Genomic DNA, 14,117 nt, shown 5'->3' with positions numbered 1-14,117 from the left:
CGGGCGAAATTCCGGCGCCAGTCTTCGGGACCTTCTAGGCGATCCCCTCGGCTCCGGCAAGGCGCGCCCCGCCGGCGAGGCGGAGATCGATGGGCGAGCCCGGTCCATCGGAGCCGAGAATCGCCCGCGCCGCCAGCGAATCGCGGTCCATCTGCTCGATCAGCGCCTCGATGGAGGTGAACCGCTCTTCGCCGCGAAGGAAGGCATGGAGCGCGACGCGCACCGTCTCGCCATAGAGGTCCCCGGCAAAGTCGAAGATGTGCACCTCGAGCAGCACCGCGCCGTTGTCGAAGGTCGGCCGCCGGCCATAGCTGGCGACGCCGGGCAGCATGGTGCCGTCGGCACGGGTCAGCGTCACGGCGTAGATTCCGAGCGCGAGGTCGCAATCGGCTTCGAGGCGGATATTGGCGGTCGGATAGCCGAGTTCCCGGCCGCGCTTGTCGCCGTGCTGCACGTCGCCGTTGACGAACCAGCGATAGCCGAGCTCGGCATTGGCGATGCGGATGTCGGCCTCGCGCAGCAACCGGCGGATGCGGCTTGCCGAATAGGGAACGCCCGCGGCGTCGGTCACCGCATCGACGATCGACGTGGCGAAGCCATGCTCGCGCCCTGCGGCGGCGAGGAACTCCGGCGAACCGAGCCGGTCGTGGCCGAACTGGAAATCGTGGCCGACGATCACGGCCGAAACGGCCAGCCGCTCGACCAGCACCTGGCGGACGAAATCGCCGGCGCTCATCGCCGCGAAGGCCTTGTCGAATCGCGCGACGACGACGCCGTCGAGATCGAGCGCGGCCGCGAGCTGCGCCTTGGCAGGCAGCGGCGTCAGGCGGAACACCGGCTCGCCCGGACGCAGCACGGATCGGGGGTGAGGCTCGAAGGTGAGGAGCAGGGCCGCGCAGCCGCGCCGGTCGGCCTCGCGGCGGGCGGCGGCGAACAGCTCGTGATGGCCGCGATGCATGCCGTCGAAATTGCCGATCGCCAGCACCGCGCCCTTCATCGGCGTCGGAACCGCGTCGAGCCCTATCAGGGGCGCTGCCTTCAGCATCCTGCGTCAGCCGCAATCGTTGTCGGGGAATGGTCCGGCGCGGAGCGCCGGCCGCCGCCGAAGCTGCAAGCCCTTGTGCGGCGCGTCAAGCGGATACCGCGCCGCGTCACCAGCGCAGCCCCGGAATGAACGCGCGGGCCCCGAGCTTTTCCGTATCGAGGAAGCGATGCACGGCGCCGGCATCGGGCTGGTCGACCGGGCCGAAATGGCCGGAATGGATGCCGCCGGTCACGAAGAGAACGTCGAGATTCTGACGCACGGCACCGGTGAGGTCGGTGGGCGCGCCGTCGCCGATCGCGAGCACGCGCTCGCGGGCGACGGGGCGACCGAGAATGCGCGCCGCGCGCTCGAGCGCCGCGTCATAGATCGGCGCATGCGGCTTGCCGGCGACGAAGGTCTGGCCACCAAGCTCCGCATAGCGGGCCGCCAGCGCGCCGGCGCAATAGACGAGCTGGTGGCCGCGCTCGACCACGATATCGGGATTGGCGCAGACGAAGGGCAGGTCGCGCGCGGCGAGCGCCGCGAGTTCCGCCTCGTAGTCGGCCGGCGTCTCGACAAGGTCGTTGCGCAGGCCGGTGCAGCTCACGACCTCGGCCTCGTCCGGCGCGACGCGGGTGAGCGCGAGGCCCTCGTAGAGCGTCAGATCGCGCTCGAGGCCGATATGGTGGAAGCGGACCGGGCCGCGCTCGGCGAGCAGGGCGCGCGTCACGTCGCCCGAGGTCACGATGTCGTCGAAGGCATCCCGCTCGACGCCGAGCACGCCAAGCTGTTCGACGATGAAATGGCTGGTGCGCGGCGCATTGGTGATCAGGACCACCGTGCCGCCGCCCTGACGATAAGCCCTCAGCGCCGCGCGCGCCTCGGGAAAGGACGTGACGCCGTTGTGCACGACGCCCCAGACGTCGCAGAGCACGACATCATAGGAGTCGGCGAGGGCGGAGAGGCCCGGCACGGGCGGAGGCGACGACAGATTGGCCATGCGATGCGCCTATTGGTTCGAGGCGCCAGGGTCAAGCCGGGACCTGGCGGACCGGCGCGAAAGGTTGCGGTGCAACATTTTTGCGGCAGTGCAACCGTTCATTGGAACCCTTTGTTTACCCTATCCTGTCACCGTCGCGATGCTGGCATTTGCCGCGCGGAAGAGGGGTCTTCCTGTTATGGGGTTCGTCGACGGCTCGAAAGAGCCTGTCCAGGTGTTCATTGTCGATGCCGATCCGGTGCAGCGGCGCATCGCGGCGGCGCATGCCGGCTCGCTCGAAGGGCTGGCGGGTCCGGCCCTTGGATTGGCCAGCGGCGACGAGGCGATCGGCGCCGTCGGCGAGGGTTCGCGCGCCGTCGTTCTCGCTGATCTCGAAACGCTCGGCGGCATCGAGGCGCTGGCCGCCTTCAAGAGCCAGCCGATCCGCGTGATCGCGACCAGCGCGCGCGGCTCCATCAACACCGCCGTCGCCGCCATCAAGGCCGGGGCGGTCGACTATCTGCCGAAGCCTTATGGCGCGGCCGCTCTGCTCGAGCGGCTGGAAGCCGCGATCACCCAGTGGGATCAGGCGACGGCGGCGGCGACGCCCGCGCCCGCCGCGGCGGCAGCACCGTTCGAGGGCTTCGTCGGCCGCTCCGCCGCCATGCGCGCCGTCTTCGAGCAGATCGAGCGCATCGCGCCCTCGCGCGCTCCGGTCTTCATCACCGGCGAAAGCGGCACCGGCAAGGAACTCTGCGCCGAGGCGCTGCATGCGCGTTCCGGCCGCGGCGGCAAGCCCTTCGTCGCGATCAACTGCGGCGCGATTCCCAAGGATCTCATGGAAAGCGAGATCTTCGGCCACACGCGCGGCGCCTTCACCGGCGCGACCGAGACCCGCGCCGGCGCGGCCGAACTTGCCGATGGCGGCACGCTGTTCCTCGACGAGATCGGCGAGATGGATCTCGGCCTCCAGGCCAAGCTCCTGCGCTTCCTGCAGAGCGGAACCGTGCAGCGGGTCGGCGACGCCACAGTGCGCCGCGTCGATGTCCGCATCGTCAGCGCGACCAATCGCGACCCCTTCACGGAGATCGCCGCCGGCCGCTTCCGCGAGGACCTGTTCTACCGGCTGCATGTGCTGCCGATCCATATGCCGCCGCTGCGCGAGCGCGGCGACGACGTCCTGCTGCTCGCCGGGGCGTTCCTCGACCGCTACGCGGCGGAAGAGGGCCGTGACTTCCGCGGCTTCGCACCCGACGCCGCCGCCTGCCTCGCGGGCCACATCTGGCCGGGCAATGTGCGCGAACTCCAGAACGCAATCCGCCGCACGGTGGTGCTCAACCAGGGCGGCGAGGTGACGGCCGCCATGCTTCCGGCGACGCTCCGCTCCGGCGGCGCCAGCCTGCGGCCCGAGACCCGCGCCGAGACGCGGATCGAGGATCCGGCGGCGATGCGCGCCGCTTCCGGCGGGATCATGCCCTTCTGGGAGCAGGAGCGTTCGATCATCGAAAGCGCGGTCGGTGCCTTCGCCGGCAATATCGCGCGCGCCGCGGCGGCGCTCGAGATCAGCCCGTCGACGATCTATCGCAAGCGCCAGGCCTGGCAGGAAAGGCGCACGTCTTAGCCACGTTGCGCGGTTACGCGATCCTCAGCCACCGAAATGCTTGCACGCAAGGGGCCGGAACGGCATGTTCCGGCCGAAAAGGGCTGTTGCGGCGCAGGATCGGCGCCAGTCGAGGGGAAGGTCATGACGTTTGGGGCGTCCCGGCTGTCCGGGATGGCGTTGGCGGGGGCCATGGCTCTCGCGGTTGCAGGTGCGCCGGTCGCGGCGGCGGCGGGCGAGGTGGCCGACAAGGCGGCCGACGCCGAGCGGCTGCTTGGCGAGGGCAAGGTCGACAAGGCCATCGAGGCGCTGGACGCCTCGGTCGAAGCCTTCTGGAAGGCGGCGCCGCTGACGTTCCGCAAGGCGCTGTTCGTGGACGAGGCGACTGGTTTCGGCGAGTTCAAGCCGCGTCCCTACGCCGTCTTCCCGCCCGGGGCCGAGCTCAAGATCTATGCCGAGCCGGTCGGCTTCGGCTGGCAGGACGAGAACGGCGCCGAGAAGATCACCTTCCGAACCCAGATCGCGATCCGCAACGCCAAGGGCCTGATCCTGGCGAAGTCCTCGGCTCCGGCGGTTCTGGAAAAGACGAGCCGCAGCAAGAGCCGCGATTTCCACATCACCGTCACCTTCATGCTGCCGGACCTGAAACCGGGCGATTACCAGCTCGTGCTGACGGTCACCGATGCCGCGACGGGCAAGTCGGCGCCGATCGACCTGCCGATCACGATCGCCGGCGGCTGACGGGACTTGTGATCGCGCTCACTGCTTCGCCGGGGCCGCCATGCTGAGGACGTCCGGCCGGGCGGGGATCCGGCGAAGGGGCGGCGAATGGCCAGCGTCTACGATCTGAAGCCGCGGTTCCAGGCGGTGCTGAGGCCCGCTGTCGGCGCCCTCGCGCGCGCCGGCGTCACCGCCAACCAGGTGACGGTGGCCGCCGCCGCGATGAGCATCGTCGCCGGCCTCGCGCTGGCGCTTCTCGCCGGCAGCCGTGCGAGCCTCCTTCTGATGCCGCTCGTCCTCTTCCTGCGCATGGCGCTGAACGCGATCGACGGCATGCTGGCCCGCGAGCACGGGCAGAAATCCCGCGTCGGCGCCATCCTCAACGAGACGGGCGACGTCGTCTCCGATGCGGCGCTCTATCTCGCGCTGGTGCCGGCGCTCGCGCCGTTCGGGGCCGGCCCGCTTCCGATCGTCGCCTTCGTGTTTGGCGCAGTGTTGACGGAGTTCGTCGGAGTCCTCGGACCGTCCATCGGCGCGCCGCGCGCCTATGACGGGCCGATGGGCAAATCGGACCGCGCCGCCGCGATCGGCCTCCTCGCAGCCGCGCTCGCTGCCGGGGTGCCGGGCGGCGTGTGGATCGATCCCGTCTTCGCGGCCCTCGCCGCGCTGACTGTCTTTACGGCGGTCCGCCGCGCACATGCGCTTCTCGGCGGTAAGCCATGAGCGCGCTCCTCACGGAGATCGGAGGTTTCTTCGCCGGACGCGGCCTCCCAGTGCCGCTGGTGGCGGTGGTCGGCATCATTCTGGCCGGGCTCGTCTTCGCGTCGGTCTTCGTCCGTCTGCGCCGGCCCGGCGGCGACGAGAAGGCGGCCGCCAAGCACGCCGAGCTGAAGGCGCGCATCCGCTCCTGGTGGGTGATGGTGGCGATCCTGGTGGCGGCGCTCCTCCTCGGCCGCCTGGCCATGATCGTGCTGCTCGCCTTCGTCAGCTATCTGGCGCTCAAGGAATATCTCACCATCATCCCGACGCGGCGGACGGATCGCGTCGTGCTGCTCGTCGCCTATCTCGCCGTGCCCATCCAGTACTACTGGGTCGGCAGTGCCTGGTACGGCATGTTCGTCATCTTCATCCCGGTCTACATGTTCCTCGTCCTGCCGGCGGCGCTGGTGCTGCGCGGTGAGACGGCGGGCTTCCTCAAGGCGGCCGGCACGCTGCACTGGGGGCTGATGATCGCCGTCTTCGCGATCAGCCATGCCGCCTATCTCCTCGCGGTGCCGACACCCGGCTCGCCGGAGGGGACCGGCGCCGGCCTTCTCGTCTTCCTCATCATCGTGACGGAGTTCAACGACGTCGCGCAGTTCGTGTCAGGCCGCCGGTTCGGCCGCCGCAAGATCACGCCCAAGGTTTCGCCCAACAAGACGGTCGAGGGCTTTCTCGGCGGCCTCGCCGCGACGACGGTTCTCGCCGCTTTGCTGGCGCCGGTGCTGACGCCGATCGCGCCGCTCGCCGGCGCGGCGATCGGTGCGCTGCTCGCCGTCGCCGGCTTCTTCGGCGACATCGTCATGTCGGCCGTGAAACGCGATCTCGGCATCAAGGATACCGGCACCATGCTGCCGGGCCATGGCGGCATTCTCGACCGCATCGACAGCCTCGTCTTCACCGCGCCGCTGTTCTTCCATGTCGTCCGCTATTTCTACTTCTAGCCCCGGGGGCCTCCGCCTGCGGCTGCGCTCGATGCTGCGGCTCGCGTTCTTCGCCGGCGTGGTGCGGCCGTTCCTGCTCGTCGCGATCGGGCTCGCGGTGCGCCATCGCGAGCGGCTGCCGAAGGCGGGGCCGCTCATCATCGCCGCCAATCACAACAGCCATCTCGACACGCTGGCGCTGATGTCGCTCTTCCAGCTCCGCCAGTTGCAGCATGTCCATGCCGTTGCGGCAGCGGACTATTTCCTGAAGAACCGCCTGCTCAAATGGTTCGCGCTCGATCTTCTCGCGATCATTCCCGTCGAGCGGACCGGTGGCCGGGGCGGTCGCGATCCGCTGGCCGATGCGCTGGAGGCGCTCGATCGCGGCGACGTGCTGATCATCTTCCCCGAAGGTTCGCGCGGCGAGCCCGAGACGCGCCAGGCCTTCAAGCGCGGCATCGGCCATATCGCCCGCCGCCGGCCCGACGTGCCGGTCCTGCCGGTCTTCCTGCGCGGCTTCGGCCGGGTGTTGCCGAAGGGCGACCATCTTCCGGTCCCGTTCTTCTGCGACGTGGTGATCGGCGAGCCCATGACCGGCGCCGGCGAGGGCTTCATGCAGCGACTGGAGGCGGCCGTCGACGCGCTCGCCCGCGAAACGCCGAGCCCCGACTGGGTCTGAAGCGCCCGGTACGCGCCGAACATCCTCCCGGCGCGGCTGCATAGCCGATGCGGCAGGTCAGCGGGCCGTTGCCCTTCATTCCCGCTGCCCGACCATGTGCCCCACAAGAGCGACGCGGATCCGAGGCCGCGGGTCAGAGCCCCTGCTGGCTCACCGGAACGGCTTCGTCCGGCTTCAGCCAGCCCATGTCGGCGGCCCGGCTCCCGAAATAGCCGGCTCCATCGAGGGTCCAGTGCGACGCGTCATACATCGTGCGCTTGCCCTCCGGGGTCACCATCGCGCATTCCTTTGCGAGGTCGTCGCAGACCAGAGCCCGACGGTCGTAGAACGGAACTCCATATTTTTCGGCCAGCGCGGCGACGCGCGCCGTATAGATCTTCGCCTCCTCGGATTCATACTTGTAGGCGAGCTGGTTCAGCTGCTTGAAATCGACATCGCCCGTCTGCTTCCAGATGTACCAGTCGAAGATCGGCATGGTGCCGGGAGAGCTGAATTCGGCCGTATTGCCGACGAGGATGACCTTCTTGCCGTCCTTGAGCATCCGCGCCAGGTATCGGTCGAGCGAGAGAATGGAGGTCGAACGGTATTTCGGCGCGACCATGATGGTGGTGGCGTTCTTGTAGTTCGGCAGATCGAACATCTGATCGAACGACTTCGCGGACATGTCCGCGTCGAAAGCCAGGCGAGCGAACTCGACGCCCTGCAAGCGGTCGCGGTTCTGATACACCGCGTTGAACATGTCCTTGCTGTGCGAATTGCCGATCACGAGCACATTCTCGGCGGCCTGACCCGAGAACCAGTTGTCCTCGATCTCATGCTTCGATCGGACGCCCGCGTTCCAGCGGCCAATGGACTCGTTGGGCGCCAGCTCGTCGAGGATCTTCATCGATTCCTCGGCCAGCGCTTCGGCATCGATCTTGTTCTCCCCCAGCCGGGCAGCCATGTAGGCGAACCGGCCCGGGAAGCCGTCATCCCGCACGACAACCACGGTGAAGCACGCGATCGCCACGAGCGAGGCGGCGATCGACGACGCGAAGGGCCGCGTCTGAATCTTGAAGCGGAAGGGGCGCTCCACGACCGTGTAGCCGATCCAGGACATCACGAATGTGAGCGCCACCCATCCGAGCATGTCGAGCGCCGTGGGCGCCTCGAGAGACCTGAGTCGTCCGAATGCGAAGATCGGGAAGTGCCAGAGATAGAGCGCGTACGAGATCTTTCCGACATAGGTCATGCCGGACGTGGACAGCAGCCGGGTGGTGATCTCGTCCTTTCGCGCGAACCAGATCACGCCGCAGGTTGCGACGATGATCGGTATCGTCACGATGCCCGGATGGCCGTCGTCGAGGCTCACGAAAGCCAGGGACAGCAGCATCACGACCGCCATGATCGAGGGAATGAACCCGGCGATCCGACTGTTGAGCAGCAGGCCGGGTCGCTTCAGCTCGAGAAAGGCCAGTCCTGCGCCCGCGAGCAGTTCCCAGGCGCGGCTGACCGGGGAAAAGAAGGAAAGAGGCGGCTTGATGAAGGTCGTGAACTGGCAGAGGACGAGACTGATCAGGATCAGGGCGATCAGCGCCGGTCCGATCCATTTTCCCGACTTGATCTTGTAGAGGACGATCAGGAGTACGGGGAAGACGACGTAGAACTGCTCCTCGATCGACAGGCTCCACGTATGCAGGAACGGCTGCAGGAGGCCTGACTGGGCACCGTACTCGCCGAGTTCCTGATACCAGTAGAAGTTGCTGAAGAAGCCGAGCGCCGAGATGATCGACGTGGCAAACCGGACGAGTTCCGACGGCAGCAGGATCGCCCAGGCCACGGGAATGCTGACCAGGATGACGAAGATCAGCTCCGGAAAGATGCGGCGGATACGCCTTGCGTAGAAATTGGAGAAGCTGAAGCGGCCGGTATCCTGCAGTTCCCTCAGGATGATTCCGCCGATGAGGTAGCCGGACAGAACGAAGAAGATATCGACGCCCAGGAATCCGCCATGCAGCAGGAACGAAGAGCCGAGCGGTATCTCGAGATGATAGATGATGACAGATAGAACCGCGACGGTTCGAAGACCATCAATCTCCGGTCTGTATCGGGCAGTCATTTCCGCTCCAAACGGGTGACAAGGCAATAACATCCGTTGCGATGTCGCAAGCTCGACAGGAGGCGCGCCTTGGCGTCCTCGTGATTTCGCTCACATCCGTCGCTGCATCATGGCGTGTGCACTGCAACATTACGCGGGCCGGCTGCGGCTCGCCAGCATCAAGAGGGCGTTGGCTCGTCGCGTGAAACCTTTTGGCGGCCGTTGGTGCATTAATGCAGCTTTGTCGGCCCGGCCAGTCAACATGGGCTATTGAGCAGCGCCGCTAGATGACGGGGCGGGACAGTGGCTGACATCGTCCCGCCTTGAACATCCGCTATCGCCACGCCGACTCGCGACTTCGCGAAAAAATCCTCGCCGCGGCGCCTTGCGGTCTCCTTGACAAGGGGCGGGGGGGCTCCTAGATCGACGGCGCGCTTTGGCACTCGTAATTGACGAGTGCTAACAGCCCCCGTTTCATTCGGGCTCCCATGGGGAGCCTCCACGCGAGGAGAGAAGTAAGATGGGTTTCCGTCCTCTGCATGACCGCGTCGTCGTCCGTCGCCTCGAAGGCGAAGAGAAGACCAAGGGCGGCATCATCATCCCCGACACCGCCAAGGAGAAGCCGCAGGAGGGCGAGGTCGTGGCCGTCGGTCCGGGCGCTCGTGATGAGGCCGGCAAGCTGGTCGCGCTCGACGTCAAGGCTGGCGATCGCATCCTGTTCGGCAAGTGGTCGGGCACCGAGGTGAAGATCGACGGCGAAGATCTCCTGATCATGAAAGAGTCCGACATTCTCGGCGTGATCGAGACGAAGTCTGCCGGCAAGAAGGCCGCGTAAGGGCATCCCTTAACGCGGTTTTTTATTGTCCCGTCTGTAACTGAAGGATAAGGCAAATGGCTGCCAAGGAAGTAAAATTCTCCGCCGATGCGCGCGAAAAGATGCTGCGCGGCGTGGATATCCTCGCCAACGCCGTGAAGGTCACGCTGGGTCCGAAGGGCCGCAACGTCGTGATCGAGAAGTCGTTCGGCGCTCCCCGCATCACCAAGGACGGCGTCTCCGTCGCCAAGGAGATCGAGCTCGAGGACAAGTTCGAGAACCTCGGCGCGCAGCTGCTGCGCGAGGTCGCCTCGAAGACCAACGACAAGGCCGGTGACGGCACCACGACCGCCACGGTCCTCGCCCAGGCGATCGTGAAGGAAGGCGCCAAGGCGGTTGCCGCCGGCATGAACCCGATGGATCTGAAGCGCGGCATCGACCTCGCGGTCACCGAGGCCGTCAAGGATCTCGAGAAGCGCTCGAAGAAGATCAAGACCTCCGAGGAAGTCGCCCAGGTCGGCACCATCTCCGCCAATGGCGAGAAGGAAGTCGGCCAGATGATCGCTTCGGCGATGCAGAAGGTCGGCAACGAGGGCGTCATCACCGTCGAGGAAGCCAAGACCGCCGAGACCGAGCTCGAGGTCGTCGAGGGCATGCAGTTCGACCGCGGCTATCTCTCGCCCTACTTCATCACCAATGCCGAGAAGATGGTCACGGAGCTCGACGATCCGTTCATCCTCCTGCACGAGAAGAAGCTCTCGAACCTGCAGTCGATGCTGCCGGTGCTCGAGGCCGTCGTCCAGTCGGGCAAGCCGCTCCTCATCATCTCCGAGGACGTCGAGGGCGAGGCTCTGGCCACGCTCGTCGTCAACAAGCTCCGTGGCGGCCTCAAGGTCGCGGCCGTCAAGGCCCCGGGCTTCGGTGACCGCCGCAAGGCCATGCTCGAGGACATCGCGATCCTCACCGCTGGCCAGGTGATCTCCGAGGATCTCGGCATCAAGCTCGAGAATGTCTCGCTCGCCATGCTCGGCCGCGCCAAGAAGGTCACGATCTCCAAGGAGAACACGACCATCGTCGACGGCGCAGGCAAGAAGAAGGAGATCGAGGGCCGCGTTTCGCAGATCAAGGCGCAGATCGAGGAGACCACCTCGGACTACGACCGTGAGAAGCTGCAGGAGCGTCTCGCCAAGCTCGCTGGCGGCGTCGCGGTGATCCGCGTCGGCGGCGCGACCGAAGTCGAGGTGAAGGAGCGCAAGGACCGCGTCGACGACGCGCTGAACGCTACCCGCGCCGCGGTCGAGGAAGGCATCGTTCCGGGCGGTGGCTCGGCGCTGCTCCGCGCCAAGAAGGCCGTCGAGAAGCTGAAGAGCGACAACTCGGACATCGAGGCCGGCATCAAGATCGTGCTGAAGGCGCTCGAGTCGCCGATCCGCCAGATCGCCGAGAACGCCGGCGTCGAGGGTTCGATCGTCGTCTCCAAGGTTCTCGAGAGCAAGTCCGAGACCTTCGGCTTCGACGCACAGTCGGAAGAGTATGTCGACCTCGTCGCGACCGGCATCATCGACCCGACCAAGGTCGTGCGCACTGCCCTGCAGGACGCCGCTTCGGTCGCTTCGCTGATCGTCACCACCGAGGCCCTCATCGCCGATCTGCCGAAGCCGGCTTCCGGCGCTCCGGCGATGCCGGGCGGCGGCGGCATGGGCGGCATGGACTTCTAAGAAGTCCGATCCGCAAAGAGTTCGGGGAAGGGCGCGGCGCGAGCCGCGCCCTTTTCTTTTGCGCCGTCAACTCTCGGCAAGCGCGGCGCGGATTGCTTCGCCCACGGCCGAGCCGTCTCCCGCGCCGCCGAAGGCCACCGCGCCACGCGGCAGGAGCGCGGGCTGCGCCATGAAGCGCGGCGTCCGCCCGCGATGAGGCTGGGCCGAATGAACCAGGAAGGGATGGCAGGCATAGACCGTGCCGGCCTTTCCGACCGCGAGCACCTCGCGGCTGTCCGCGCTCTCGGCGAAGCCGGTCGCGGCAAGCTCACGCAGCGTCAGCCCCGCCGCTCCGGCGGGGGCGAGGCGCCGCGCGATGGAGCGGTGCGACCCTGCCCTCAGCCGCGTCGGCGCATCATCGGGCCCGACATCCGAGAACAGGGCGACCAACAGCAAGGCTCGGCCGCGCGACGTGACGTTGCAGCGCCAGTCCATGAAGTCGGGCTTCTCGTGGTCGAAGCTGACATCGACATGCCAGCCCGTGTCGCCGGGATCGGCTTCCGACGGAAAACGGATCGGGAAGGTGCCGACCGACGCGAGCGGCAGCCACTGCCCCTCGCCGGCGAGAAGGTCATAGGCCCCTTGAAGCCGCGGCGTATTCAGCGCGGCGACGAAAGGCGGGCCCGAATAGAAGCCGAGACGCACGACCGGATGCGTCCATGACGCGGGCTCGTCGGGGTTGCAGCCGCTGTCGCGCCAGAGGACTTCCCTCGCGGCGGCAGCAAGCTCGCGGGGAAAGGCACCATCGATCCGAACGAATCCGTCGCGGATAAAGTCCGCACGCAAGGCGTCGGACGAAGCAGGAAGGGGAGTCACGGAGAACCTCTCGTACCAAGTTCGAGTTCATGCCACGGGAGCGGGCCGTCGGCCCACGGCCTCCCGGGCTTCAAGCGCACGCGAAAGCGCGGCTAGGCTCGAAAAAAGGTCGAGGAGGCGAACATCGTCATGGCGCAAGCCTAGGACGGAAAGGCAGTTGCCGCAACCGCAGGGCGTGGATCTAGGCGCGCCGGGGAGACATTGGGCAGACCGTCGGGATGGTGTTCCGATCATCAGGACCGCGTCACCGCGACCCCCGCGTGGGCGAGCGGCGCGAGCTTCTCCTCCGGCAGGCCGCCCTCCACGATCATCCCCGCCAGCGCCGCGACGGGCGCGACGAGAAAGGGCGAGACGGCGCCGATCTTTTCCGACGAGGCGAGGGCGATGGTCTCCGCCGCCTGCGCCATCAGCGCGCGCTTGATCGCGGCTTCCTCGATGTCACCGGTGGTCAGGCCCGCCTCGGCATGGATGCCGGTGACGCCGAGGAAGTAGAGATCGGCGCGGATGCGCTGGATCGCTTCTGCGGCGATCGCGCCGACCGTCACGATCGAGTGGCGGAACAGCCGTCCGCCGATGATGATCACCTCGACGCCCTGATGCGGCATCAGTGCCATCGCCGTGCTCGGCGAGTGGGTGACGATGGTCGCGCGAAGGTTCGGGCGAAGCTGGCGCGCGAGTTCCAGCGCCGTCGTGCCGCCATCGAGGATCACGACCTGGCCGTCCTCGATCATCGCGGCGCCGGCGCGGCCGATGGCGCGCTTACCCTCGGTGGCGATCGCCTCGCGCGTCGCGAAATCGGCGACGCCGGGCGAGGCCGGCAAGGCGCCGCCATGGACGCGCTGCAACTTGCCCTCCGATGCCAGTTCGCGAAGGTCGCGGCGGATCGTGTCTTCCGAAAGCCCGAGCTCCTGGCTGACCGCCTTGGCGACCACCCGCCCGTCGCGGCCGAGGCGGTCGAGGATCAGGCGCTTGCGTTCGCTGGTCAGCATCTCGGTCCTGCACGAGCTTGCACGAAACGTTCATTTCGTGCAGTGTCGGGAATGTTCGTGCAACTTTCCTGCAAGAGGTCCTCCGATGTCAAATCCCGAAACCGCCGTCGCGCCGATGATCATCCTCGTCGCCGGCCCCTATCGCTCCGGCACCGGCGACGATCCGGCGCGCATGGCCGACAATCTCCGGCGGCTGGAAGAGGCGGCGCTGCCGCTGTTCCGGGCCGGTCATATTCCGCTGATCGGCGAGTGGCTTGCATTGCCGTTGATGGCCGTCGCCGGCTCGCGCGCCGTCGGCGATGCGGTCTATGAGGAAATCGCCTATCCCGTTGCGCACCGGCTGCTGCCGCGCTGCGACGCGGTGCTGCGCATTCCCGGCGCGTCGAAGGGGGCCGATCTCGACGTGAAGATCGCCACCGAGCGCGGCCTTCCGGTCTATCACCGGCTGGAGGATGTCCCCGGCTGCACGCTGCAGGCCGCCTGATTCGTGCAGTTTCGTGCAGGCGGGGCCGGATGTCAGCGCCGCTGCCGGAAGAAGTCTCGCAGCATCGTCGCGGCTTCGGCGGCGGCGATGCCGTCATAGACCTCGGGCGCGTGGTGGCAGGTCGGCTGGCTGTAGAGGCGGACGCCGCTCTCGACCGCGCCGCCCTTCGGATCGGCGGCGGCGTAATAGAGCCGCCGCAGCCGCGCGAAGGAGATGGCGGCGGCGCACATCGGACAGGGTTCCAGCGTCACATAGAGGTCGCAGCCGATGAGCCGTTCCGAGCCGATCGCCGCCGCCGCGGCGCGGATTACGAGCATCTCGGCATGGGCGGTGGGGTCCTTGAGCTCCAGCGTCCGGTTGCCGTCGGCCGCGATCACGGCGCCGTCGCGGACGATCACGGCGCCGATCGGCACCTCGCCACGCTCCGCCGCCGCCCGCGCCTCGGCGAGCGCTGCCTGCATCGGACCCGAAGCGAACGCGTTCATCCGTCTCGCCT

14 protein-coding genes are annotated in these 14,117 nt (G+C 67.4%); 8 read left to right on the top strand and 6 right to left on the bottom strand.

The window, feature by feature from the left end; genetic code table 11:
- Positions 1-34: 34 nt before the first annotated feature.
- Positions 35-1,045, bottom strand: coding sequence for a bifunctional riboflavin kinase/FAD synthetase (locus QO015_RS06950; RefSeq protein WP_266280528.1), 1,011 nt, complete (start codon positions 1,043-1,045; stop codon positions 35-37).
- A 106-nt stretch (positions 1,046-1,151) separates the two neighbouring features.
- The gene (locus tag QO015_RS06945) at positions 1,152-2,024 is read right to left on the bottom strand and encodes a TIGR01459 family HAD-type hydrolase (protein WP_266280530.1); all 873 of its coding nucleotides are present in this window, start codon (positions 2,022-2,024) and stop codon (positions 1,152-1,154) included.
- A gap of 214 nt (positions 2,025-2,238) precedes the next feature.
- On the opposite strand from QO015_RS06945, the gene QO015_RS06940 reads away from it, so the two are divergent.
- The 5 genes from QO015_RS06940 (at position 2,239) to QO015_RS06920 (ending at position 6,684) form a co-directional block, all read left to right on the top strand.
- Positions 2,239-3,624 (top strand): sigma-54-dependent transcriptional regulator, encoded by a 1,386-nt coding sequence (locus QO015_RS06940; protein WP_266280531.1) that lies wholly within the window; start codon positions 2,239-2,241, stop codon positions 3,622-3,624.
- A 171-nt stretch (positions 3,625-3,795) separates the two neighbouring features.
- Positions 3,796-4,344, top strand: coding sequence for a hypothetical protein (locus QO015_RS06935; protein WP_266280532.1), 549 nt, complete (start codon positions 3,796-3,798; stop codon positions 4,342-4,344).
- A gap of 87 nt (positions 4,345-4,431) precedes the next feature.
- Positions 4,432-5,046 (top strand): CDP-alcohol phosphatidyltransferase family protein, encoded by a 615-nt coding sequence (locus QO015_RS06930; protein ID WP_266280535.1) that lies wholly within the window; start codon positions 4,432-4,434, stop codon positions 5,044-5,046.
- Entirely contained in the window at positions 5,043-6,026 is a 984-nt protein-coding gene (locus tag QO015_RS06925; RefSeq protein WP_266280537.1) for a phosphatidate cytidylyltransferase, read from the top strand. Before QO015_RS06930 ends, QO015_RS06925 begins: the two co-directional genes overlap by 4 nt.
- A gap of 31 nt (positions 6,027-6,057) precedes the next feature.
- Positions 6,058-6,684: a lysophospholipid acyltransferase family protein gene (locus QO015_RS06920; protein ID WP_266280540.1), complete on the top strand. Its 627-nt coding sequence runs from the start codon at positions 6,058-6,060 to the stop codon at positions 6,682-6,684.
- Positions 6,685-6,817: 133 nt separating this feature from the next.
- On the opposite strand, the gene QO015_RS06915 is transcribed toward QO015_RS06920, so the two are convergent.
- The gene (locus QO015_RS06915) at positions 6,818-8,782 is read right to left on the bottom strand and encodes an acyltransferase family protein (protein ID WP_266280542.1); all 1,965 of its coding nucleotides are present in this window, start codon (positions 8,780-8,782) and stop codon (positions 6,818-6,820) included.
- A gap of 499 nt (positions 8,783-9,281) precedes the next feature.
- On the opposite strand from QO015_RS06915, the gene groES reads away from it, so the two are divergent.
- Together groES and groL are read left to right on the top strand one after the other, a co-directional pair.
- Entirely contained in the window at positions 9,282-9,596 is a 315-nt protein-coding gene (gene groES, locus QO015_RS06910) for a co-chaperone GroES (RefSeq protein WP_266280544.1), read from the top strand.
- A 56-nt stretch (positions 9,597-9,652) separates the two neighbouring features.
- Positions 9,653-11,293, top strand: a complete 1,641-nt coding sequence (groL, locus tag QO015_RS06905) for a chaperonin GroEL (protein WP_266280545.1) — start codon at positions 9,653-9,655, stop codon at positions 11,291-11,293.
- Between the two features lie 66 nt (positions 11,294-11,359).
- On the opposite strand, the gene QO015_RS06900 is transcribed toward groL, so the two are convergent.
- On the bottom strand, positions 11,360-12,148 hold the full coding sequence (locus QO015_RS06900) for a phytanoyl-CoA dioxygenase family protein (protein ID WP_266280546.1): 789 nt from the start codon (positions 12,146-12,148) through the stop codon (positions 11,360-11,362).
- Between the two features lie 233 nt (positions 12,149-12,381).
- Entirely contained in the window at positions 12,382-13,137 is a 756-nt protein-coding gene (locus QO015_RS06895; protein ID WP_266280548.1) for a DeoR/GlpR family DNA-binding transcription regulator, read from the bottom strand.
- 115 nt (positions 13,138-13,252) lie between these two features.
- Here QO015_RS06895 and QO015_RS06890 point away from each other — a divergent pair, with 115 nt between their 5' ends.
- Positions 13,253-13,621 (top strand): DUF4406 domain-containing protein, encoded by a 369-nt coding sequence (locus tag QO015_RS06890; RefSeq protein ID WP_266282422.1) that lies wholly within the window; start codon positions 13,253-13,255, stop codon positions 13,619-13,621.
- A gap of 32 nt (positions 13,622-13,653) precedes the next feature.
- Here QO015_RS06890 and QO015_RS06885 read toward each other — a convergent pair whose 3' ends face one another.
- Positions 13,654-14,106: a nucleoside deaminase gene (locus QO015_RS06885; RefSeq protein WP_266280550.1), complete on the bottom strand. Its 453-nt coding sequence runs from the start codon at positions 14,104-14,106 to the stop codon at positions 13,654-13,656.
- Positions 14,107-14,117: the final 11 nt, after the last annotated feature.

This window comes from Kaistia geumhonensis (genome assembly GCF_030815145.1).
Classification (GTDB): domain Bacteria; phylum Pseudomonadota; class Alphaproteobacteria; order Rhizobiales; family Kaistiaceae; genus Kaistia; species Kaistia geumhonensis.
The sequence above is the reverse complement of the archived record's forward strand: the minus strand, read 5'-3'. Positions and strand labels throughout refer to the sequence as shown.